This window comes from Planococcus kocurii, from assembly GCF_001465835.2.
In the GTDB taxonomy this organism is placed as follows: domain Bacteria; phylum Bacillota; class Bacilli; order Bacillales_A; family Planococcaceae; genus Planococcus; species Planococcus kocurii.
The window spans coordinates 91,568-113,929 of sequence record NZ_CP013661.2; the positions used below are offsets into that span (position 1 = coordinate 91,568).

Sequence of the window (22,362 nt, forward strand, 5' to 3'; positions counted from 1 at the left end):
CGATAATCTGAAAATATGTAAATTAAATAAATAGGATCAATCTTCATGTATTACAATAAATTTGAGCTCGTTGACTCCTTATTCAAAGACAACCAAACATCTATAACTTCTTTAATTGAAAAATCAATATATCCTGAAATCTGTTGGAATGAATACACTTCCAGTTCTTTTAGTAAATCTTCCTGACTATATATGAAGTCTTCAAGAGTTTCTTCTTTAAACTTTTTTAAATCCTCCAATTTGATTTCATCTATAGCGCTTTTGAAAAGAATGTCTTCGACTAATTCACCCTTCAGATACCTGCAGTTAAACCATTCAATTAGTTTCCCGTTTAATTTTCTAAAGTCGTTATGCCATCTTTCCAACAGCCTTGGATCAGCATCTACACGATTTTTGAAATTATTTTTGAAATAAACCTGCTTCATCCATACATCATCGGAAATTAGATGCGTCAAGTAGCCAAGCGCATATTCATTTAGAATTTCAGTCGGGTATTTTTCGATGAAGCGCTTGTAGTTCACAAATCTTGTCCCATCCTCCAAGCTTCCCTCAAAAAAATGCGAATCCGTTTTTCGTTTTCTAGTAAAAGCTGCATCCGGTGAAATTGCACCCAAAAGAAAAACTTGCTTATTTTCAATTGGTAATTTTTTTGATACTTTATCTGCAATGATTAAGTGCATGATTCTTGATCCCATCCCTACACTCCTTACTTAACATTAAATTCTGTATATCATTAAGAAAATTCGTTACAGACTATGCATTCTTAAAAAATCCTCGAGAAAAGGGCTAACGCCACCTTTGCTTCATTAGGTTATTTCGTTCTGAAATTAGCCGCTTCCAGAAGAATTTCTTGATAAATTTCATTCCACTTCGGGTAGTATAAACCAACTTCATTGATTGGAACGAATATTCTTTGTGAGGATTCATACTCCGCTTTAAAGGGATGCAATGTCTCGATATTCATTCGATAAAATACTTGGTACCCGACCTTAGGATATTTCCCATTTTCATCCCAAATCAAATTTTCAGAATGATCCACAATGAGGTGTCCTAGCAATTGATAATCCCCTGAAACATATCCCTCTTCCATCGCTTCTCTTTGAAAACAATCCTGTGGAGTTTCATTTTCTTCAATATGTCCTCCAGGGAAATCCCATCCACGATGATTCAATTCGACTAAGAGCAACTGACCTTCATAAAAACAAAAGCCATGCACACTAGTTATTAACTGATAATTAGGAAGGGAATCATTCGCTTCCCATATTAATTTAACTGTGGCTTCTCCCCACCTGACATAAGACGTGGTCATATATCCAATCCTCCTTTCTAGTATGAAGTTAAAATGTTCAACTTGTATTGACTTAAAATAGCATTTCTTTGTTCGTTCTTATATTCTTGTGTCGGTAACCTTTCACTTTCATCCTTAATGTAACTACAATAAGAAGAACTGGTGATTAATTAGCAAGCAATTCTGACTACTCTCCATTTCGGTAGAGTTAAAAAGGAGATTGATCCAAAGTTCATAAGCTTCAGAACCATATCCTCCATTCCAGTATTCTTTATCGTAAATGACAACTCCCGTCTCGAGTCAGTTCGTATTCTTGTCTATCCAATATGCCCCACATAGCCCATAACTTTTTCTTCAGTTCTAATTACTAGAGAAGCTGGAACTCCTGATGATTTTTTCTTCAGTCAAACAGTATTTCCAATATTTCTTCTGTATTACATACTGTAGTACGTACAATTCCATTTTTTGCCTCCTACTTTTTTCTTCAAATCTCCAAAAATACAGTTTGTTCAAGTTTTCTTTCGTGTTTTTAACTAAGTCGATTTTAGCTCCAATTAGTTCAACCATAAAAAGTTAGTCACTCTACCGGAATATTGTTTAAAAATTTAACGAAAAATATTTTCCTTCTCTCCATTTTCTCTACCAGCAGAAATTGAAAACAGTTATATCTGTTCGAGTATTAAACTTACAATTCTAGCTGCCGATTGAGATCCATCTACGACGAAGTCAGCGCTTGGCTTTATTGTAGACAGCATCTCCAGATAGCCCCTTCTCCCTTGTGAGGTATAGTGTTTCATCGCTTCCATAATCTCTTCTGTAGAGCTATGTTGGAAGTCCCTAATCGTTCGACGTGCAAATGCGATATCCAAGGGTGTATCGATAAAGACGGAAAAACTGATGAAAGAATGCATGTCAGCATGCCGATAGGAAAACGGAAAATCCAATACAATATAATCGAAAGGTTCCGTCAACAATTTTTCCAAGTCCTTTACAAAAGGAGAAAGATTCCATTCATTATAATCATTTCCACGATTTAGCCAACCTATTACATTTTCAGGGCCCTCTAAATCATACTCATCGAAGTAAAGTGCTTTAGAATTTGGTAATCTTTCATTCAACTTTTTAGTAATTGTTGTTTTTCCGCCACCAGAAATACTGGCAATGGCAATAACAATAGGTTTTTTTGCTTCATCCATACAACCACCTCTTTTTACAGTTATTTCTGATAACTAGAATACGATTCATTTACTATATCCAATTTTTCTATTTTAATCCAGTTACCGCCTGAAATAATAGTATAATGAAAATACTTTATTATTTATTAGTAGAAGCGTACAGATTTTTGATTTACCGATATGGACTTATAAATTGTACATAGTATTACCGCAACGACTACTTTTTCATCACAACCCAATCAGGATGCTTGAGTTTCAAGTAAAGGAGAGAGAAAAATGCAGAACTATAAAATAACTACACAAGATGGAATAGCGAATTACTATGAATACGGGGATGCTAAAAATCCGAGCATTGTTTGCCTTCATGGACTTGCAGGAAATGGGTTGTATAGTTTCGATGAACTTGCCTTTCTTCTTGAAGAAAATTTCCACTTAATTGTAGTGGATAGTCCTGGACATGGAGAGACTTCTTCTTTTTTAAATGAAGATGATTATCTTTTTTCGAATTTAGCAACATGGCTTCATCAAGTGATTGAAAAAATTATTTCCGGATCTTTTTATCTTATGGGGCATTCTTGGGGCGCAGATATGGCGCTGCATTTTACACGCTTTTATCCAGAAAAAATTGAGGGTCTGATCATGCTTGATGGCGGTTTTACTTTCCCGCAAAACCAGCCCGAAATGACATTTGAATATGTCTATAAAGGGTGGAGAAATTACATGGAACAGTCGGTATTTGCAAATGAAGAAGAAATTTCCCAGGAGTACCTGACGTATACAAACCGGTGGGATTCACGCAAAGAGAAATACGCTGCGTCCCTTTTTAAAAAGAGACAGGATGGAAACTTTGAATTGGCAGCATCGACTTTTACCGTTCTCGCTATTATCAAAGCATTTTTTAAAGAGCCTTTTACAGAAGTCTATCCATTTATCAAGATGCCAACACTCTTGCTTTATGCAGAACTTCCTAAGAGCTTGAACGCGGCAAGAGTGACAGGGATTGGTCAGCTGCGAAGCAATGTTGAAAATGTTTCAGTAATAGCTATAGGTGGTTCGTCACATATGATCCAATGGGACGAACCACAACAAATCGCTATAATTATCAGCAAGTGGATCATGGGGGAAGGTTGCGCCATATTTCCACCTTTTACGGTCATTTAGTCTCTGACAACTGATGCTAGGTTACTTTACATTTATCGAAGAAGCTTTTACTCATTTATATGTAAGGTAATGATTAACCGATTCCAAGTAAGCTTCCAATTTTTCTGTTGAATGCGCTTTTGATAGACTGCAATACGCTCTTTATTTGCCGTGAAAAAAGGAGTCGGTCTAACCGTTAAGCTAATTACATCTATGATTCCATGAGGGGCTATTAATACTAGGTTATCGTTTTTGTCTAATTTAATTCCTAGCGCGGTCGCAGTTTCTGGGAACTTTGCTATTGCGTCAATAGCTGAACTATAAGGTGCTACTCTATTTCTACTATGCATCCGTGCCTGATTCTTTACGGACCATGGCACATTAGGAAGTAAACTTACTAAGGTGCTTTCTAGTTGTTTTTCTATTTTTTCATCTAAATTTTCAGCATCATAATAAATTACATCAATATCCCGTAGAGTAGTTCTTTCACCATATCCATGCAAGGTATCCCAGACTTTCGAGCGAATAAAACCCGCACAAATCCAGCTATCAGGAAGATTTAATCCCTTCACCGTTTTAAGTAGTTTCATCATCCATGCGTCTTTTCGTATCAATTCAATAATATCGTTCTCACTTTTAATCACGGACTTCTCTCCCCTTCCACAAGTATTTACTATTAGCCAGAGAAAAAAGATCATCAGGTGGTCGTCTTTACAGTGTAGCTATAATTATATCAAAACTTTCGGAATTATAAGTCTTAAAAAAATCTATATTACGAGTAATCTTAATAAAGAATGGAGGCAACCAGATGATAGATTATCGAATAATACCCACAGAAAATTTTTCTGAAAAAATTGGGGAACTTGTTTCCATGTTGGAACATACGAGAGAAGTTACGCTAAATGAGATTTTTGATTTAAGTCAAAGAGATTTGGATTATTTATCCGATAAAAGAGGGAATTCCATCGGTTCTCTTTTGACCCACATTGCATCTATTGAATTTGTTCATCAAACTATTTCAAGCGAAAATAGAGATCTGACAGAAAGTGAATACATAAAATGGAGAACTTCTTTAGAACTTGGAGATACAGCTAGAGTGGAGATCCAAAAAAATCCTCTTGTTTATTATTTGAACGAATTACATCAAGTTCGACAAGACACTTTAGCATTACTAAAATCTAAGCAGGACAGTTGGTTAGCAGAAGAAAAAATATGGCCTAGTGGCACTCTCTATAATAATTACTATCTTTGGTTCCATGTCATGGAGGATGAGATTAACCATCGCGGACAAATTCGAACAATTAAAAGATTGTTAAAAAGTAAAGATTTTAATTATTAGACTTGATTCCCACAAACAATAAAAATTTCCAAATCAGCTAGATTTACTGTTTAAAAAAAGTTGTATATAAATTTGGACAAATAAGCAATTGAATGCATCATTTTTCTAGCGAATCTTCTATCTTCTTGGTTTTTATGACACATTTTTTGGTATATTATTCCTCAATCATCTAGGAAAATTCACTAAGAAATGCTATAGTCAACAGGATCAGAAATTTCACTAAACGAGCCAGTGCTATACAAGGAGGCGTTTATTATGACAAACAAAATTACCGTTTCCATTAATGAGTACAAGGGGATAGCGCCTAATTAACATTATTTCGCATTCCCCGAAAATCGAAAGGGGAAAATTATGAGTATAGAAAATGTGAAAATCGTCGAATTGACTGCAGAAAATTGGTATGACTGCTGTGAATTAGAGGTAGCAGAAGAACAAGTACAATACATGGAACCAAATGCTGTATCAATTGCTCAATCGAAGTTTGAAACTAGCTTAAAACCTTACGCCATCTATACAGGTGAGAAAACAGTCGGCTTTTTGATGTATAACTCTATTCCGGAGGAACTTGACGGTTATTGGGTATACCGAATAATGGTGGACAAAGCCTTCCAAGGTCAAGGAATTGGGAAAGCTGCAACTAAATTAATGATTGCTGAGATGGCCAAATCACTGCATGCCACAAAAATTGTCGTCGGCTATCATCCAGACAACTTGAATGCCCATAATTTATATGCAAGTTTGGGATTCGAGGACCATGGAGATCGGTTCGGCAAAGAAATGGCTGTTGTAAAACAATTAGTCGATTAACGAATCAAAAAAACGTTTTTTGGATGCATACAAGATGAGACCGTATTGCGCAAATGTCCGAACGATTAATCGAACGTTCCTCGATAAACTTTTTGTGATCTATAGTTATCGTAAAAAGCACTCGCTATTCGAGACATTTATACACCCTGCACACGAAAGCATAAACGCCCAACCAGTTCCCTGGTTGGGCGTTTTCTTTTTGAAAGCAATCCACTAGAATTAAGAAAATAGTTCTTTATCTGCAGAAACCTGACGGTAAAGTGAGAAAACCTCTTCATTTTCCTTCTCCCACGTTAAATCTCTCTGCATTGGAATCGCATAAGCTGCCTCCATGTCACTCACAAGAGTAGCCAACATTCGTTTTTTCCGATTTGTCGGATACGCTCCCTGCTTGATTACTTCATAACGTTTCGTATAGTACTTCAACATCATTCTACATACTCCCTCAAGTAAAAAAATGGCCGTGCTATCCGCTATTTCTTCGTTTAGCCTTTCAGTATACCGGAGTATTTCATATCTTTATATTAAATATACTCATACGAACTCCAGATAGCTACTTCTAAACAGTGAAGCGGGTACATATGATTTGATCCTAGACATAAAGCAAGAGAAAAGCACTTTAACCTCCTCCCTTCCTGATATTCAATCCTAGATAAAACGTTTCTAGCGTTTATTATCAAAATAAGAGTTAGTTCGTGCCCTTCGCTAAATTTCTTCCTTACATTTTTTCAGGTGCTTTGACTCCCAGTAATCGTAACCCTTCCTTTAAGACAATTGTTACTGCTTGAACCAATGCTAATCTCCCTTCTTGCTCAAGATCTTCGTTTAGTATTTTCACGTGGCTATAATAGGTGTTAAATTCTTGTGCCAGTAAAATTAGGTATTTAGCAATTTGTGAAGGTTCAGCATGATCAAAGCTTTTTGCAATAATTTCTGGGAATGCAAGTAATAACTTTACGATCGGCCAACTGTAGTCATCATTTAACCCCACTGGATTGAGATGATAACTATCAATGCCAGACTTGGTTAAAATCGAACGAGCTCTTGCATGCGCATATTGAACGTATGGACCCGTAGCACCTTCAAATTTCAGCATTTCTGAAAGCGAGAATTCTATATTATTTTGACGTTCGTTTTTTAAATCATGAAAAATGATAGCTCCAACTCCGACCATTTTTGCAACCTCGTCCTTGAAAGCCAAAGTCGGACTTTTTTCAGCTATATTTTTCTCTGCCAGTCCAATTGCTTCTTTGATGACTTGTTCCAGCAATACTACTGTGCCTTTTCTAGTGGACATCTTTTTCCCATGCTTCAAGATGAAACCAAAAGGAACATGGATCATGTCATTTGCCCATTCGTATCCCAGTTTTTCCAGCACAAAAAACAATTGTTTAAAATGCAGTGTCTGTTCTTGTCCTACTACATAAAAGGATTTATCAAATTGATAATTTCTTTTTCTGAAAACAGCTGCTGCTAAATCACGGGTGCCATATAGTGTAGCACCATCTGATTTTCTAATTAATAATGGCGACAAGTTATAGTTGCTCAAATCAACAATGTCAGCTCCATTTGACTTCACCAACAATTGTTTTTCCTCAAGCAACTTCACTATTTCATTCATTTTATCGTTATAAAATGCTTCACCATTATAGGAATCAAAATCAATATCTAATAATTTATAAATTTTAGCGAATTCTTGAAGAGACTCGTTTCGGAACCATTCCCATAATTTTCTCGCTTCCTCATCTCCGTCTTCAAGCTTTTTGAACCACAGTCTCGCGCTATTTTCCAAGGCGGGATCTGCCTCAGCTTTCTCATGGAACTTAACATACAGCTTCAACAATTCACTAATGGGTTCATTTTTTACATCTGCTTCTTTCCCCCAAGCTTTATAAGCAGCAATCAATTTACCGAATTGAGTTCCCCAGTCACCTAAGTGATTGATTCGAACTGTTTGAAAGCCACATTTTTCGGATATGTTTGCTAAAGAGTTACCAATAACAGTTGATCTAAGATGACCCATAGAAAAGGGTTTCGCAATATTTGGAGAAGAGAAATCTAAAGTCACAACCTTTGACTGTCCCATATCAGAAGATCCGTATTCAGTGCGCTTATGTAAAACTGTTTTTATCGTTTTTAAACTGACAACAGTTTTGTTATAAAAACAGTTTACATACGGACCTTCCGCCACTACCTTTTCAAAAAAAGGATGGGAAACTTTTTGTGCCAAGTCTTTTGCTATTTCTACTGGAGACTTTTTAAGTAGCTTTGCCAATGTGAAACAGGGGAAAGCTATATCTCCTTGTGTGCTATATTTTGGTTGTTCAATCAATTTCACAACCTCATTAAACTCCAGTATTCCGCTCAAACTTGAAGCAATTTCATCAGCGTAAGTTCTCAATAAATCCATACAATCTCCCCCTTTTTTAGATAAAAATAAAAAAGCCCGTCTCTGTATATGTTATACAGAGACGGACTTTCCCCGCGGTACCACTCTTATTGTCCAACTATTATGGACCGGCTCAACATGATAACGGGATATCCCGACAATACCCTACTAAACTATTCAGGCAGTTTCTTAGAAGTGCGCTTCATCGTAATAGAACCTATCAGGCTTTCACCATCCCTGACTCGCTAGTGGATCTAATTACAACTACTCTCTTCATCATAGAATTTACATATTTTTCAATTAGCATACCCTACTAATTTCCTTAAGTCAAACTCCTTAAAGAACAGACCCTATTTATTATTACTTTCAAATAGCTAACTCAGTAAAAAGGAAGCTTTTTTAGTTGCTTTTGCCTTCTGCAAATTTCCAGATTGTCCTTGACTAGTTTCGACTACTCTGGCTTTGAGATGAGAAGAATAATAGCTTTCTCTTCTCATAGATTAGCTTTTATCATACTGTTTCTTTATATAGACTCGTTAAAACTAATGATTAACCAATACAAAACTTGTAAAAAGATGAATTTCCAGCAAATCATCAGTCAAAATCTATTTCTTGCGATATAATAAAAATATTCAGTTAGTTTCTTCAACGCAACTAGACTATAAACAGATAATAGAATAGATAGATAAAAGGAGGCATTAAATGAAAAGAGTAACTACACTTCTCGCACTGTCGTTCGTTTTTTTGAGCGCCTGTGCAAATGATGTTGAAAAATCAAACTCTATTTCTGCTGTTGAATTAACAGAGAAAGAACGTGCGATATTGACAACTACTTCAGATAAATCATTTGTTTTCGATTTCAGTATTAATAGTGAATACAAAGAGGTATCTGTATGGGTTGAAAAATACCAATCAGGTACATTGATTGAGGAGATAGTTGGTTCTCTATCTGCAGAGGCAGAGGGTAACGGTACTATTATTTTTGCAACCTCCAAACTAGAGAACGATGGTGAAAAACAGACGTTTAATATTGGAATTAGTAGTAACGGTCATACAGGTTCCGTAAGTAATATAGAAATTAATCCAGAAGATTTGGTTGATATGGCAAGTGTTTGGGGACAACTTGAAGGTGAAAAAAAGTCGATTGACGATGAGTTGGTATTAGCTAATATTAGTTATTCAAATGATCAAGTTATAAGTAGTCTATCTACTGATTTTTTTAACGATGTTGAAAATCACATAGATGAACTAGCACAATATGATCTTGTCTACCTTCTTAAAGCTGAATTTAAAAAATAAAGATATAAGCGTCTTTCTCTTGAGAAAATGCTTTAGCTCTTACTAGACAAGTGTACATCCTAGTAAAAATCACTTCGTATACGCTTTAATCCATAAACGCCACAGCTCTATGACAAAGTGAGCTGTGGCGTTTATTCTATTTCTATAGATTTTCAAATAAGGCATAGCCTTTTGATAAACTTCATTTCTTCAATATCGCCTACGCTATTTTCTTAATGATATTACGTTTACTGAAACTTAAATGGCCTCTCTTTTTAAACAGTAACCTTTTAGAAATCAGTTTATCAATAGCAATTTCTTTCCTACTTCCCAAAAGAAGAAAGAAATTTAACTCGATCTCCCATTGGCGGGATGTTGTTATCAACCAATGCAACCTCTAAAATTGCTGGACCGTTTAAATAAGTTAATGCATTTAACACATTTTGAGATAAATCTTCAAAGCTATCTACACGGAAATTCGGGATATTTAATGCTTCAGCCATTGCTGTAATATTGACGGGTTCTTGTTCAAAGGATGGATGTGAACGCTTGTATTGCAACGTATGTCCCTGATATACCATCCCTAAACGCGCATTATTCATTACGACGAACAAAATAGGCAATTTATATTCTTTCGCAGTTAAAATTTCCATCCCGTGCATAAAGAAGCAACCATCTCCTGTGATGGCAACTACCGGTCGATTGGGTTCAGCAAGTTTCGAGCCAATTGCTGCGCTTAATCCGCTTCCCATTGCACCAAAATGTACGTTGATATCGAACGTGTCTTCCTCCAACACTTCCATGTCATGGATTACATAAGCCATAAATTCTCCGATATCTATCGTATATCGAGTAGAAGTTGGTAAGAATTCCTGTAACTTCCGTAAGACATTCTTTGTATTAAATTCCTCTTCTGTATCAGCGGATGACTCTCGTCCAATTGCCTTCACAGTTGTCGGTCGCTCTAGTCCTCTTGCTTTGAGTTCTTCAATTAGTTTAGTTAAACCCTCTGACATATCTCCATGTATTGGAACATCAACCGGATACTTTCGGTTAAAAACGGTAGAATCAAAATCAATTTGAATGACGAATCGGTCTTTTGCCAGATTTGGGTTATAATTACTTGTCGCTGTTTCACCTAAACTTGATCCCAGAACAAGTAGTGTTTCTGCATCTCCCTCATTCACAAACAAAGACGTATCATTTTTTCCGGCGAAACCAAACACTCCAGAAAATAAAGGGTGGTCTTCCCGGAAAAGCCCTTTTGCCACAGGTGTTGCAACAATTGGCCAATTGAGCAACTCTGCAAGTTCTAGTACTTGCGCTACCGAATTACGTACGCCTTGTCCCGCAAAGATAAAGCCTTTTTTCTTCTGCAGCAAATGATCAGCTACTTGTTTGACTAATGTCGCATCTATAGGTGGATGTCGCTCTATTTCTATCTTTGGTATAGGAAGTTTTTCGACATTCCCCATTTGCACATCTATTGGCATCGCAACATGAACCGGTCCGGGTATACCAGAAAGGGCAATTTGTGTCGCTTTTACAATCTCATCCAATAAATTCGCTGAATCCAAAACCGTAACACTATACTTGGTTATAGGTTGAAAGAGTGCCTGAGCATCGAGTTCTTGTGAAGCATTTAGTCCCATTGTGCTGACCGGCACTGCCCCAGTAAGAAACAGAATGGGCAAATGCTCCCGCATTGCATTCGCAGCTCCTGTCAATAAATTAGTGCCTCCGGGGCCACTACTGCCGATGCACACACTCAGCTGCTGAGAATATTTTGCATAAGATGCTGCCATATAAGAGGCAGCCCCTTCGTGTTTTGTGACAATTGGAGTGATTTCTGGAAAATCTAAAAGCTGATCATAAAAAGCATTGACCGAACCTGCTGGTATTCCAAATACGTACTTAACACCATTTCCCTCTAAAAATTCCAAAACATTACGAACCGCTTTCATACCAAACCTACTCTCCATAAACATTGATAGATACTGTAAATACTTTTAATTTTATCAGCCTGCTGAAGTAGCACTCTGAATGTGCCACAGTTTTTAACTATTACATTTTGTTATTCGTTCGTCTCAATGCCTTCTGGAAGCTAATCGAAACGATAACAACTCATCATTCAATTGTTATTGGTATCTAAAAAATTCGTATCTTTTTTAAACCAAAAAATTCTGATGAATCTTCTTGTTCTGCATTCCTATTACTAAAAGGATATTCTTCGTTGTAATGCCCGTAACTGGCGATACCTTTTTCTGCTCTTACGTCTTTTTTAAGATGTGTGTTCCAGCATAAAACCTCCTCGCCACTTTAATTACTTTTAATTTAGAAAATTCATTTATGTAAAGTTTACCATAAATTCCATTAGAGGAATATACAGTATTAAAAAGAAAATCTCAGTAAATAATAGTAGTACAGATTCATTCATACAAAAAGAAAAAGCTCTTATTTGAGCTTCTCAGACTGTAGACAAAGTCTATAAAAATGAATAATAATGTATAATTTAACCGGTTGTCAGCATGTGACTCAGATTAGCGAGAGTAACCAACGAATCTGCTTTTAATCAATACTCTCTTAAGGATTCGGAGTGCAATGCGGCGAAGAGCAAAGAGATGCTCCTGTATCGCTGCGCTAGCTTCGTCGCAAAGACTTGTCCGCGGAAAGCGTCCGCATGGAACGCAGAATCCTGTATCCCCAAGATGAATCGACTATTTATTCTTTAACTAACATAAAAATTCATTTGTCTGCAATCTGAGAAGCTCTTATTTGAGTTTCTTTCTTATTGCTCAAAATGTTCTTCCAACCATCGAATTAAATCCTCAGTTATTTCTTCAAAAACTGTATGATTAATACTTTAGCCTTGATTGCCATTCAGTAACAAAATAGGATGAACACTTTTTTTACAAATCGGATTATAAAAGGTTAACAAGGATAAGTGAATTTCGCTTAACTTGAGTAAATCGTAATTCGGTTTCTTCCTGCGACCTTTGATGTAAACAATGCCGAATCCGCGAACCCGAAAATTTCGGTTACCGAATTTGTTTGTGCTGGATATTCTGAAATTCCAATAGATACTGTAATGGTTTTATTAGGTATGTAGTTGGTCTTTTCAACTTTTCCCCTAATCTTTTCTGCCACATTATAAGCACTTTGAGAATCGGTATGGGGAAGAAGTATAACAAACTCTTCTCCTCCATATCGAAAACAAACATCATTTTTTCTTACAACTGTACAAAGTGTTTCGGCCATCATTTTTAAAACCTTGTCTCCCACTTGATGTCCATACGTGTCATTAACGGACTTGAAGTGATCGATATCCAGCACCAGTAGAGAGAACAACCGGCTTTCCGCTGACCAGATGCTTAAAACTTCGTCCAGATTTCTCCGGTTCAGTAGTCCTGTCAACGAGTCGGTCTGTGCAGATTGAGTGAGTTGCAGATTATTTTTTTCGATTGTTTCAAAAGCCAAACCCACACTTTTGGTTAACAGGTCCGCTTCCCGGTTCCAATGAGCTTCTGTCAGAACTTCCTTTTCCGATTGGAAAATCGGTTTTCCTTCAGCTAATCGATTTACGAGAGTGCCCAGTCGATTAAAAGGAGCTGCTAACTTTCGCGCGATCAAGATTGACAACAGAAGCAAAAACAAAAACGGCACCAACACCTTCATTAGCAATTGCCGGAGCTCAGTTAGCAGTAAATTCTCAACAAATGAATACGGAGTTTGCTGCACAATTCCCCATCCTGCTTCTGGAACATAACTATAAGCTGATAGCATGGAAACTCCTATGGCATTTTCCGCAATCTCTGTTCCACTTTTTCCCTCTGCTATTTTACGTACCAGTGAATGTTCATAAAAATTTTCACCAATCCGCTGGCTTTGTGGATGAAACAACAATATTCCGTTGGGGCCAACAACATAGTAGTGGGAACCACTAGTATCACTCGCCTCATTATCAAGAATCTGATTCAAGGCATTTTCTTTTTGAAGATAAATGGTTCCTCCGATCATCCCTCTATAAGTTCCATTATTCGAATAGATGGGTTGACTCATCAAAACTAGTAGCTGATTCGAGGGACCCACATAAGGTTTAGTCAGCATGGGCACTCGTGCATCTAAGACATCTTTAGTAACACCAGAGGTTATTTTTGTTCCTTGCAATCCAATGCCCCCTGGACTGTTAACTCGGATAACTCCCGTTTCATCAACCCACGATAAAGAGTTGAAATAGCCACTGCTGACTCTTAAAAGCTCTAGTTGCTCCTGGATTTCTGGATCAGTCATCTCCTCATGGTCTTCCAAAAACTCTGCGGTAGATTTTAAATGGGTTCTCATCGAAATAAATAATGAGTCGACAGAATGGCTCATCTTTTTAGCCTTGGAAAAATTAAGCGCCAAGTAAGTTGATGTTAAGGACTCTTTATTCGAATGATAAGTCGAAATCGTAAGAATCAAAAGAGTTGATATCACAGAAACGGAGACAAGTAAAGATAACAACGTTGCTAAACTTACTTTTCGAGTAGTGAAAGTTTTTCTCATTTAATATACTCCTTAATAACCTATAAAATAATTATTTAAAAAGACGTAGTTTCATTGAGAGCGAAAAATAGCTGTTAAAAAATACGTCCTAAAGAAGTCCACTTTTCCGTGAATTGGTCATGATAATTTCATCCAACACCAAAAGGTCTTTCTTTTCTTTTTTGTAGTCCACGAGAAATTTTATGCGCATTTTTTAACATACATTTCTATTATTTTCATGTACTAGTCTTGATTTACACATGGTGAATATTCCCTTATACTTCAAGGTAATTATACCATTATTTACCTCAATATCTTAAATATTCTTTTCTCATCTATAAAAAGGGATTTTAGTATATGATTACTTTTTAAGAAAAGAGAAAAAAGAGGTGCTTTGAAATACCTCTTCTCTCCTCTCTTATTTACACAGCTTTCAATAAGCTACGATATGTTAAATATCATCCATTCAAAAATACAGTTTTAAATTCTTAAAATGCATCTTTTGAAGGGATTACTCCCCCTAATAAATCCATTTTCTTTCGAAGTACTTCTGACTTCTTTAGAGTAAGGGTCTTGAATATATCTTAATTAGACTTATGGTACATTCAAAACCTAGTTATTTCTTCAATTAACTCCATATTACTCAAGTTAAACTGTACTCTTCAAAATCTAAGAACAACTGGATAAGATTTTCAAACAACGTGCGTTGTACTGAATTCTGCCAATCTTCTTCCACATCTGCCATTAGCCACATGACTTCATCAAGGAAAACATGTTTCAGTGCTTTTAGCCAGTTCGCTTTCTCCACTTGAGATAGGATCACAAATTCCCCGTACCCTAGTAAAAACAGGTGCCACTGCTGTTTTGTAAAAGGTCGATCTGGCGCAGAGACCAGTTCATTGTGAAATAACAACAGGACCAGCGCCAAATCAAAAATTCGCGGAATCCATCCAGCATTATCCGGATCAATCAAATAAGGCTTTGGCGTATAGACAAGGTTATTCGCTTTAAAATCATGCGGTGTTGCAACGGAAATAAGGTCTGCTTGCTTCAGCTCTGCCTGTTGACGAACCGCTTGCAGAAGCCGGACTTCTAATTTTGGATTTATCGTGATGCCGTGTGGAGCTGCATTTTGCACAATGTGCTGGAAGCTCTCTGTGACTTCCTCTTCCGTGAAATCAAATACATTGTAGATATCCAGTTCAAATTCATTATTAACAGGAGATAGCGCGTGAATTCTTCCAAGCAACCTTCCTGCTTCTTGGATTTCCCAATCCTTCCCTACATAAGACTCTCCATGAATAAACGGATAAACAACGTAGGTTTCTTCGTCGAAAGTCCTCGGGTTTTCTACAGAAATCTTTGCTGGAATAATCACCTCAATGCCTTGTTTGTTTATTGTTTTTGTATACTTCATGAGACGATTCGCTTTCTGAATTGGATGTTGCGTTTTTTTGACGATAAAGTCGCCTTCAGGTCTTTTTAGCCGGTAAACTGGCGAGAACGGATAGATACTGATTGGCTCTTCTTCTAATTCAAAACCAAAATTCTTTGCAATTGTTTTAGCTTTCATTAAATTCTGCCTGCTTTCAGTTTAGTCTTTTTCACGTGGACTGTTTCCAGCATTTATCTTATTCGAATATGTATATGATTATATTACCAATAAGCAGAAAATTTAGAAACGACAGTTCAAAAGTTATTATGCAAGTTACAAGGGGTTCGTAAAAGTACACTTTTACGAACAAAATGAATTTCAGTACTCAAAAAGACCAATCATAATGATTGGTCTTACTTTCTTTACCCTATAAAAGTAATGGCATCGATGATAGCCTTGCATTCTTCAATCAACTCTTGATCGGCCTCGTCTGTTAATCTTGCAGCTCTAGCCAATGGATCAATTGCCTTTATCTTTTCACACAATACATATCCGGTTGTCTGATTGTTTACTACGCTGTTCTTGTTATTCTTGGTTCTTCCATTTACCGGTACATGAGTCGGGTAACCTTTATTCGTATTGGTGATTGGCAAAACCCAAATTAAGTCGGTCTCTTTATGTACATTTTCTTCTGAAACAACGATGGCTGGACGATAACCTTGCTGTTCGTGCCCTTTTGCCGGCGACATATCGACCTTTATAATATCCCCAACTTTAAAAAATCTTGTCATCACTACTCCTCCAATTAAATAGTGCCTGTACTTTTCCATTGAGGATTAAGTACAGGCAAACGATTTTTGAGCCTATTAATTGCTTACCACTCTTCTTTTCCGACTGGTTCTACTTCATCCCAAAGTGCTTCAGGCTCAGGTTTTTCACCATTATAACCAACAAATAACTTTTGAAACGGAGTTAACTGGCTTTTTCGAACTAATGAAATTCGATTTGGTTCAATCTCTACATCAAATACAGCATCATCAGTTGCATTAAATCCGGCTTCCTCAAGGATATCTCTTGTAAGCCTAACTGCTTTACTGTTACCCCAATTCTGAAGTTTAGCCTCTCGGTGACTAACTTTCTGCTTGATTTGCGGCATGTGAATCAACTCCTCAGAGTGCTATTTATACACCAAGTATATACAGTGTATCTACATTCGGCAAGCAATAGCTCTTTTAAGATTCTTTTATAATGGAACTCGATTAAAAAGTAGTCACCATTCGGAATAAACTCTTTTGATCCATCTAGCTGTTTATTTTACTTCCGATAATCCGGAATATATAAACTTCTTCACTTTTTATTTTAGATTCTTTTCCCCATTGCTGTTGATTGCGTTTGATAGCCCAGTTTTTTATAAAGTTTATAAGCATTAGGATTTTTGCCAAAAACATTTAATCCCATAGAGGTAATCCCAGCACTTTTCATGTTTGCTTCTAATTCTTTCAATACCAAGGTAGCGAATCCTTTCTTTCTAAACTCTTCCTTGATTAAAATATGGTAGATATAAGCTTTATTACTTTCGGATTAGATAGTGTACCAAATCACACCAATTGTTTTATCTTCTTCGGTTGAATAAATAGTGTAAACTAACTGGCCTTCTGTGCCTTGTTTGTTTGGAAGGAGTTGTTCCATTAAATCTTTTGATTCTTCCATCGCCTTTTCTAATGGAATCATATAGTTTTCAGATAAGTCTTTAGCGTAGTCAGGTATAAAATATGCCAAGTAACGATCAAATTCTTCCTCTGTCATTTGTTGTAGTTTTGTTTTCATAATAGTCACTCCTCACATTTTATAAAAATTCTAGAATGTTCTATATTTTATTTCATCCCAACTAATTATACCATTATTTCCCTATCGTTTGTTTTGTCATTCCTCTAGCTCATTCTCAAAGAAAAACAGCTTATAGAAATAAAGCGTTCCTAAAAGTTCACTTTTCAAAACAAAAAGAGACTCAGGTTTGAGCCTCTTCTTCCGGTAATTGGTCATATGTCAATTAAGCTACTTTCACCATTTCTCATATTAACTTTAAAGACATTTTATGGTAATGAAAACCTATTTGATGCTACAAAGATATTAGTTACTTTCGTTACAATACTTTTCAGTCAGTCTCAAGTATTCTTCAATGGCTCCAATTAACGACTGCTGGGAGGCATTCCAAAATTCGCTCATTGATAAATCTCTCCCTAAAAAGGTTTGTGCCAATTGTTTCACTGTCATTCTTCCAGAGTTGCGCAATAGTTCGTCATATCGTTCGTTAAATCCACTAGGTTCTAATTTTGCCAATTCATAAATGCCATTGCTGAACAAATAACCGATAGTATAAGGAATGTTATAGAATGGTTTTTCAGCGTCATAAAAATGAACCGTATACATCCACTTATAAAGTGCCAATTCTTCAATTTCTCCTTCATAGAAGGAATTTTCTGCTTCGCTCAGCAGTAATTTTATTTCCTCGACATTCAACGGACCATTTTTTCTTTTTTCATAAAAGGCCTGTTCAAACCGGAACATATTGGGTACGGTTCCAACGTACATCAAACCATTTTTGATTTTTATTTCGAGAAGAGCCAGTTTTTCCAGTTCATTGGTGGTCTGATTAATAACGGCATCTAATACCAGGTTTTCCATGAAAGTAGAAGCTGTTTCATCAACGCTTGTTCCTTTCCGTTGGGCAAGAGCCGGTTCCTCATGAAGGATAAAGTTATGGTAAGCATGACCTAATTCGTGAGCTAAGGTTACGACATCCTGATAAGTTTCTCGATAAGCGAAAAATATTCGGCTTTCTTTTGCCAACGGCATGGATGCACAAAACCCTCCTTCTGCCTTGTTGGGTCGATTTTCCGTTTCGATCCAGCCTGCTTCAAACGCCATTTCCGCAAAATGACCTAACTTTTCATTGAACCGATAAAATTGCTTAAGGATTAAGCTCCTCGCTTCAGCATAAGACACTTTCTCGACAGGGGCGAATACGGGAGCAACCAAATCAAACCAACTCGTTTTTTTAGTCTGACTTAATTGCAGTTTGCGCTGAATATAGGCTTGATAAATTTTCTTATTCTGATCAATTGAAGCTAGTACAGTATGAATGGTCTTTTCGTCTAAATCATTTTGTTCAACTGCTTCTTTTAATTGATTGGTCCAGCCACGCTGTTCATATATGTCTAACCGAGAACCGGCAATTCGATTCCATACGGAAGCAAAAGAGGCAGCTTCACCTTCACAAGCCACTTTTATTCCTTGAATCGCATGTTGGCGTAAATCCTGATCCTTTGAATAAATCGCATGGTTTAAGGCTTGGCCAATCGATACCTCTGTTATCTTCCCATCTATTTTTATGGAAACTCTCAATTGCGATAGCATCAGTTGATGTTGCTCTTCCCATCCCTTTATTCCGTTAACGGATAAAACGCTGATGAGCCTTTCCATTTCAGCAGGGAGCTGGTCATGAACTGCCTGTCTCTGTTTTTCTAAATAAAACGAAATGGGTTCCACTGCTTCCAAGTTGATAAATTCAGTCCATTCATCTTCAGGAATCGCAGCAAGAACGTGGTCTAAGCTAATTTTTACGGAATCCAACTTTACTTTGATCTTAGCACTTTGGTCCATAAGAACGAACGTTGCACTGTCTTTCACGTTCTCGGCATACACACAAATCAAGAACTCATCCAATTCCTCCCATTCACTCAGCATAGATTGAAACTGGTACACAATATCGAGAATTTTTTGAAGTTCCTTTTTTTCTATTGCTGCTTCTTGAGCTTCGAAATTCTTACTTAAGATATGAAGATTCTCCGTCAACCGATCTATGAGTTTTCCTAGCTCTACTGATTGGCTTCCGCCTTCGTATAAAGAATCTAAATTCCAATTTTGTTTAACTGTTTGATTCAATGTCAGTCTCCTCTTCTTTTTACTTTACCGGTAAAATAGCTGCTACTTCCGATAAACTGTTTGTGCTGTCTTTAATGAAATTACAGTAAGCTAACTAAGCAATTAGTGAAACCAACTCTCTAGTTATACGTATTTGTACCATGTTATCAATTTACATATGAGTACGAAAGGTCAAACTAGCAATCGTTGGATTGGTTCAATGCTTATCTAGAGAAAAAGGAGATAAAATATGAATTTCTTAGTTAACTTCATTATCATTGGTTTGTTTATTTTTCCTTTTGTTGCATTTATTCATGAGACCGGACATGCCTTTTTTCTTAAGCTATTTGGTGGGAAGATCAATGAGTTCAGTATTGGGAATGGTAAAATTCTATGGAAAAAGAACAACTTCAATATCAGAAATGCTTATTTTGCCGGTGGAAGAGTCGTCCCAAATACGATCAACTGGATGAGCACCACTCAAAAGTCCTTCTTCTTTTTAGGTGGTGTGCTATTTAACTTAATTAGCGCGCTGGTTCTGGATGTGACCACTGGATATGAGCTTGGAGTTTTCCGTCATTATTTAGATAGCTTCATATTCGTATCTTACTTAAATGTTTTCATCAATTTAGTTCCACTCACTACTATCTTTGGTGACACTGATGGTAAAAAATTAGTAGAGCTATACAAAAGGTGATCAGAACTACAGCTTTCATTCTTTTTCTAATAGCAGGTACATAAAAGTATCAAGTGAGCTAGTGAAAATAGTTAAGCCTTTTAACATATTTTAAATAACCGTTCGTAAAAGAATGAATTCACAAGCAAAAAGGAGAAAAGATGTGCTAGTTACAGACTCTTTCCTCCTTAAAAATACACATAGCTTCCGATAAGCTGCGATATGTAAACCTACATCTCTTGAGATTCAAGTTTGAAAATCTTACAGAACAGTATTCTGAATGTATCATTTTTTCTAATGAAATTAGTTCAGAATAATTTTCAGGTGAAGTCTGTAGAATCAGGGTTCTGAATAGAAAAGCTTTAAAATTTATCCGATGTAGTAACTCCAAAAATGGTATTTTGTGTTAACATATTACTTAAGTTAAAATATTCCAAAAAGGAGATGTTGAATATGACTATGGGTATTATTCCTCTAGTATCGATAATTATTTGGATTGCAGTGACCTATGAACTTAGTAAACCTTCAGAAAAGCAAAACAAACTTAATATCATAACGTTTACAGCTCTAGGTACATTATCAACTGTAATTTTGACTATTTCACTTTTTCAAAACTTCATATCGTTTTAGAAAAGAATGCTTCGATTTTGAAGGGTTCTTTACTTATTTTGAATGTAACTTAATTAGACTTAAGTCACATTCGGATTATCCTTTATTTGGTAATGTGTATTAGTTGTGTTATTCTGAATTTAAATTTATAGCTACTCTCTGAAGGAGTTTTATTATGAAAATTAATCGTCCTTTTTACTACTTTTTGTTGTTCATAGGAGGATTTGCTATTTTAGTTGGTTTCGATTATAGCAAATCAGGCTCATTTGATTGGTTTGACAATTTTATGCAGACCGCATTTGTTACTGTTTTCTATATTTTCTTTATGAACAAATCTTTAAAAAAATCGTCTGATATAAAAACCTCTTGATCTTAAAATCAAGAGGTTTTTATTATATTACTTACCAGCAGTCACTAAAGCCAAAAAGAAGGAGTTATACGGAACTGAATGTAACTTAATTGCTATTATGCTGCATTCAATTTTAAAATAAAACTATTTATTAGATCTTTGTTTTCTCTTATCGAGCACAACCCAAGCTTGATAGATGACAAATCCAACAATAATTATAAGGGTTGGAATGAACTCAAACTCTTTTGGAAGAGAAATATATAGTAGCACGGCCAGCAAAATCAAAGGTAATACAAAAGCAAACCAAACCCTCACTCTTTTATTTTGAAAGTTCATATTGAAACGTTCCATCTGTTTCACCCCTCTTCAAAATAGTTCTTTTACTATGTTGAATGTAACTTAATTCACATTAAGTTACATTCACACTTAAGATATTAGGGAGTTAAATAAATCAAATTGAATCGTTAAGATTAAAGCTATTACGATTAAAGACATTTCACTGATAGTTAAGATGATTTTTTTCGGATTCTGTGAGTATTTCCATTCAAAAACGGCTTGTACCGAGTGGCTCAATATCGTAAATAGAATTACCGAAACTAAAAAAACGTTTACTGAGTATCCTTTAGAAACTAAAAGATAAAAGCAAATTATGTATGCCACAGCTGCTGTTGCATTGATAGATAAATCAATTTTCAGATGCAACTTGTTTACATAATTGAATGAAAAGAGTCCTTTTCCTTCATTCTTGATCTTAAATATTTTTCTTAATGCGAGATTAACAAGAGCAACTATAAGAACTACGAATAAAAAAAATCCAATAAATTTTAACCAGACCATCTCACTATCACCTCCTGTAGTTCAACAAAAATTTCTAGCATACTTTTTCGCCTAATGTGAATGTAACTTAACTGCACTTAAGTTACATTCACATTCCAGTCTTTTCAACAAAAAATCTAATTAAATTTTTTAGGGAGTTTCACAAAATCCTTCAGATCAGTTTGTAGCTCATTGATTTTTTGATTATGACTCATGCTCAACTCGATACTCTACTTAAAAGTCAGTGGTAAAACGAAAAATTAGTAACTACACGTTTAGGAGTTTGAAAACCTTTCAAGTTATTGTTTCCCCTCAAGTTGCTTTATTCTTTTTTCTAGCTTTTCAACTTTGGAAGTATTAAGTACTGCTATAGCTAAGATTATCATCATTAAAGAGAATAAAAATATCGTCTCCATCAGTTCTCCTCCTTACATATCATTATTTTAACTAGATATAAATTGATAAAAATGAATAATTTGTTAATTGAATTATAACAATATTTCTTAAGTATAAATACCTGAAACTAAAATCAACGTAGTACAAATAAAACCGTTCGTAAAAGTACACTTTTCCGAACGCTTGCAAAATAGCTTTAAAATCCAAAAAAGAGCGTTCGTAAATGTGTCAAAGCACTTTACGAACGTTCTTTTTTTCTTAATACTTTTACGAACAT

Annotated in this window: 22 protein-coding genes and 1 other annotated feature; of the genes, 6 read left to right on the forward strand and 16 right to left on the reverse strand. The window is 35.9% G+C overall.

Annotated features, from left to right (window positions below):
• Positions 1 to 50: 50 nt before the first annotated feature.
• From AUO94_RS00500 to AUO94_RS00515, 3 genes are all read right to left on the reverse strand, one after another.
• Complete coding sequence (locus tag AUO94_RS00500; protein ID WP_058385410.1) at positions 51 to 695, reverse strand: zinc dependent phospholipase C family protein; 645 nt, start codon at positions 693 to 695, stop codon at positions 51 to 53.
• Between the two features lie 116 nt (positions 696 to 811).
• Positions 812 to 1,309 carry an NUDIX domain-containing protein gene (locus tag AUO94_RS00505; RefSeq protein ID WP_058385411.1) on the reverse strand — a complete coding sequence of 166 codons (498 nt, stop codon included), beginning with the start codon at positions 1,307 to 1,309 and terminating at the stop codon, positions 812 to 814.
• A gap of 641 nt (positions 1,310 to 1,950) precedes the next feature.
• Positions 1,951 to 2,484, reverse strand: a complete 534-nt coding sequence (locus tag AUO94_RS00515; RefSeq protein ID WP_058385413.1) for a nucleoside/nucleotide kinase family protein — start codon at positions 2,482 to 2,484, stop codon at positions 1,951 to 1,953.
• Between the two features lie 255 nt (positions 2,485 to 2,739).
• Between AUO94_RS00515 and AUO94_RS00520 the strand changes: the two genes are divergently transcribed.
• Positions 2,740 to 3,624, forward strand: coding sequence for an alpha/beta fold hydrolase (locus tag AUO94_RS00520; RefSeq protein WP_058385414.1), 885 nt, complete (start codon positions 2,740 to 2,742; stop codon positions 3,622 to 3,624).
• 47 nt (positions 3,625 to 3,671) lie between these two features.
• Here AUO94_RS00520 and AUO94_RS00525 read toward each other — a convergent pair whose 3' ends face one another.
• Positions 3,672 to 4,247, reverse strand: a complete 576-nt coding sequence (locus AUO94_RS00525) for a nucleotidyltransferase family protein (protein WP_237150158.1) — start codon at positions 4,245 to 4,247, stop codon at positions 3,672 to 3,674.
• A 164-nt stretch (positions 4,248 to 4,411) separates the two neighbouring features.
• Here AUO94_RS00525 and AUO94_RS00530 point away from each other — a divergent pair, with 164 nt between their 5' ends.
• Together AUO94_RS00530 and AUO94_RS00535 are read left to right on the forward strand one after the other, a co-directional pair.
• Entirely contained in the window at positions 4,412 to 4,942 is a 531-nt protein-coding gene (locus AUO94_RS00530) for a DinB family protein (protein WP_058385416.1), read from the forward strand.
• 351 nt (positions 4,943 to 5,293) lie between these two features.
• Positions 5,294 to 5,749: a GNAT family N-acetyltransferase gene (locus AUO94_RS00535; RefSeq protein ID WP_058385417.1), complete on the forward strand. Its 456-nt coding sequence runs from the start codon at positions 5,294 to 5,296 to the stop codon at positions 5,747 to 5,749.
• Positions 5,750 to 5,968: 219 nt separating this feature from the next.
• Here the strand turns inward: AUO94_RS00535 and AUO94_RS00540 are convergent, their stop codons facing one another.
• Both AUO94_RS00540 and argS read right to left on the reverse strand, forming a co-directional pair.
• Complete coding sequence (locus AUO94_RS00540) at positions 5,969 to 6,181, reverse strand: hypothetical protein (RefSeq protein WP_058385418.1); 213 nt, start codon at positions 6,179 to 6,181, stop codon at positions 5,969 to 5,971.
• Positions 6,182 to 6,467: 286 nt separating this feature from the next.
• Entirely contained in the window at positions 6,468 to 8,159 is a 1,692-nt protein-coding gene (gene argS / locus AUO94_RS00545; RefSeq protein ID WP_058385419.1) for an arginine--tRNA ligase, read from the reverse strand.
• 54 nt (positions 8,160 to 8,213) lie between these two features.
• Positions 8,214 to 8,427, reverse strand: a binding site (T-box leader).
• Between the two features lie 413 nt (positions 8,428 to 8,840).
• Here argS and AUO94_RS00550 point away from each other — a divergent pair.
• Positions 8,841 to 9,437: a hypothetical protein gene (locus AUO94_RS00550; RefSeq protein ID WP_058385420.1), complete on the forward strand. Its 597-nt coding sequence runs from the start codon at positions 8,841 to 8,843 to the stop codon at positions 9,435 to 9,437.
• A 302-nt stretch (positions 9,438 to 9,739) separates the two neighbouring features.
• Here AUO94_RS00550 and AUO94_RS00555 read toward each other — a convergent pair whose 3' ends face one another.
• The 8 genes from AUO94_RS00555 to AUO94_RS00585 all read right to left on the reverse strand — a co-directional run bounded on the left by AUO94_RS00555 (position 9,740) and on the right by AUO94_RS00585 (position 19,260).
• On the reverse strand, positions 9,740 to 11,380 hold the full coding sequence (locus tag AUO94_RS00555; protein WP_058385421.1) for a thiamine pyrophosphate-binding protein: 1,641 nt from the start codon (positions 11,378 to 11,380) through the stop codon (positions 9,740 to 9,742).
• Between the two features lie 991 nt (positions 11,381 to 12,371).
• Positions 12,372 to 13,961 (reverse strand): sensor domain-containing diguanylate cyclase, encoded by a 1,590-nt coding sequence (locus tag AUO94_RS00560; protein ID WP_058385422.1) that lies wholly within the window; start codon positions 13,959 to 13,961, stop codon positions 12,372 to 12,374.
• A gap of 622 nt (positions 13,962 to 14,583) precedes the next feature.
• Positions 14,584 to 15,513, reverse strand: coding sequence for an aminoglycoside phosphotransferase family protein (locus AUO94_RS00565; protein WP_058385423.1), 930 nt, complete (start codon positions 15,511 to 15,513; stop codon positions 14,584 to 14,586).
• 224 nt (positions 15,514 to 15,737) lie between these two features.
• Positions 15,738 to 16,106: a type II toxin-antitoxin system PemK/MazF family toxin gene (locus AUO94_RS00570; protein ID WP_058385424.1), complete on the reverse strand. Its 369-nt coding sequence runs from the start codon at positions 16,104 to 16,106 to the stop codon at positions 15,738 to 15,740.
• 83 nt (positions 16,107 to 16,189) lie between these two features.
• A complete protein-coding gene (locus AUO94_RS00575; protein ID WP_058385425.1) occupies positions 16,190 to 16,471 on the reverse strand; it encodes an AbrB/MazE/SpoVT family DNA-binding domain-containing protein in 282 nt (93 codons plus the stop codon).
• Positions 16,472 to 16,674: 203 nt separating this feature from the next.
• A complete protein-coding gene (locus AUO94_RS16950; protein ID WP_082707479.1) occupies positions 16,675 to 16,875 on the reverse strand; it encodes a GNAT family N-acetyltransferase in 201 nt (66 codons plus the stop codon).
• A gap of 21 nt (positions 16,876 to 16,896) precedes the next feature.
• Positions 16,897 to 17,142, reverse strand: a complete 246-nt coding sequence (locus AUO94_RS00580) for a hypothetical protein (protein ID WP_058385426.1) — start codon at positions 17,140 to 17,142, stop codon at positions 16,897 to 16,899.
• A 303-nt stretch (positions 17,143 to 17,445) separates the two neighbouring features.
• Positions 17,446 to 19,260, reverse strand: a complete 1,815-nt coding sequence (locus tag AUO94_RS00585) for a M3 family oligoendopeptidase (protein ID WP_058385427.1) — start codon at positions 19,258 to 19,260, stop codon at positions 17,446 to 17,448.
• A 229-nt stretch (positions 19,261 to 19,489) separates the two neighbouring features.
• On the opposite strand from AUO94_RS00585, the gene AUO94_RS00590 reads away from it, so the two are divergent.
• The gene (locus tag AUO94_RS00590; RefSeq protein WP_058385428.1) at positions 19,490 to 19,936 is read left to right on the forward strand and encodes a site-2 protease family protein; all 447 of its coding nucleotides are present in this window, start codon (positions 19,490 to 19,492) and stop codon (positions 19,934 to 19,936) included.
• Positions 19,937 to 20,699: 763 nt separating this feature from the next.
• Positions 20,700 to 20,894: a hypothetical protein gene (locus AUO94_RS00595; protein WP_058385429.1), complete on the forward strand. Its 195-nt coding sequence runs from the start codon at positions 20,700 to 20,702 to the stop codon at positions 20,892 to 20,894.
• Positions 20,895 to 21,017: 123 nt separating this feature from the next.
• On the opposite strand, the gene AUO94_RS00600 is transcribed toward AUO94_RS00595, so the two are convergent.
• Positions 21,018 to 21,224: a hypothetical protein gene (locus AUO94_RS00600; protein WP_058385430.1), complete on the reverse strand. Its 207-nt coding sequence runs from the start codon at positions 21,222 to 21,224 to the stop codon at positions 21,018 to 21,020.
• 75 nt (positions 21,225 to 21,299) lie between these two features.
• On the reverse strand, positions 21,300 to 21,710 hold the full coding sequence (locus AUO94_RS00605; RefSeq protein WP_058385431.1) for a DUF4181 domain-containing protein: 411 nt from the start codon (positions 21,708 to 21,710) through the stop codon (positions 21,300 to 21,302).
• Positions 21,711 to 22,362 lie beyond the last annotated feature (652 nt).

Excerpts from the sequence above, each read along its gene's own strand:
- AUO94_RS00505 (WP_058385411.1), bottom strand. The coding sequence starts at position 1,309 with ATGACCACGTCTTATGTCAGGTGGGGAGAAGCCACAGTTAAATTAATA.
- AUO94_RS00555 (WP_058385421.1), bottom strand. The coding sequence starts at position 11,380 with ATGAAAGCGGTTCGTAATGTTTTGGAATTTTTAGAGGGAAATGGTGTT.
- AUO94_RS00560 (WP_058385422.1), bottom strand. The coding sequence starts at position 13,961 with ATGAGAAAAACTTTCACTACTCGAAAAGTAAGTTTAGCAACGTTGTTA.
- AUO94_RS00500 (WP_058385410.1), bottom strand. The coding sequence starts at position 695 with ATGGGATCAAGAATCATGCACTTAATCATTGCAGATAAAGTATCAAAA.
- AUO94_RS00590 (WP_058385428.1), top strand. The coding sequence starts at position 19,490 with ATGAATTTCTTAGTTAACTTCATTATCATTGGTTTGTTTATTTTTCCT.
- AUO94_RS00580 (WP_058385426.1), bottom strand. The coding sequence starts at position 17,142 with ATGAAAACAAAACTACAACAAATGACAGAGGAAGAATTTGATCGTTAC.
- AUO94_RS00520 (WP_058385414.1), top strand. The coding sequence starts at position 2,740 with ATGCAGAACTATAAAATAACTACACAAGATGGAATAGCGAATTACTAT.
- AUO94_RS00605 (WP_058385431.1), bottom strand. The coding sequence starts at position 21,710 with ATGGTCTGGTTAAAATTTATTGGATTTTTTTTATTCGTAGTTCTTATA.
- AUO94_RS00535 (WP_058385417.1), top strand. The coding sequence starts at position 5,294 with ATGAGTATAGAAAATGTGAAAATCGTCGAATTGACTGCAGAAAATTGG.
- argS (WP_058385419.1), bottom strand. The coding sequence starts at position 8,159 with ATGGATTTATTGAGAACTTACGCTGATGAAATTGCTTCAAGTTTGAGC.
- AUO94_RS00550 (WP_058385420.1), top strand. The coding sequence starts at position 8,841 with ATGAAAAGAGTAACTACACTTCTCGCACTGTCGTTCGTTTTTTTGAGC.
- AUO94_RS00570 (WP_058385424.1), bottom strand. The coding sequence starts at position 16,106 with ATGACAAGATTTTTTAAAGTTGGGGATATTATAAAGGTCGATATGTCG.
- AUO94_RS00575 (WP_058385425.1), bottom strand. The coding sequence starts at position 16,471 with ATGCCGCAAATCAAGCAGAAAGTTAGTCACCGAGAGGCTAAACTTCAG.
- AUO94_RS00515 (WP_058385413.1), bottom strand. The coding sequence starts at position 2,484 with ATGGATGAAGCAAAAAAACCTATTGTTATTGCCATTGCCAGTATTTCT.
- AUO94_RS00540 (WP_058385418.1), bottom strand. The coding sequence starts at position 6,181 with ATGATGTTGAAGTACTATACGAAACGTTATGAAGTAATCAAGCAGGGA.
- AUO94_RS00565 (WP_058385423.1), bottom strand. The coding sequence starts at position 15,513 with ATGAAAGCTAAAACAATTGCAAAGAATTTTGGTTTTGAATTAGAAGAA.
- AUO94_RS00595 (WP_058385429.1), top strand. The coding sequence starts at position 20,700 with ATGAAAATTAATCGTCCTTTTTACTACTTTTTGTTGTTCATAGGAGGA.
- AUO94_RS00530 (WP_058385416.1), top strand. The coding sequence starts at position 4,412 with ATGATAGATTATCGAATAATACCCACAGAAAATTTTTCTGAAAAAATT.
- AUO94_RS00600 (WP_058385430.1), bottom strand. The coding sequence starts at position 21,224 with ATGGAACGTTTCAATATGAACTTTCAAAATAAAAGAGTGAGGGTTTGG.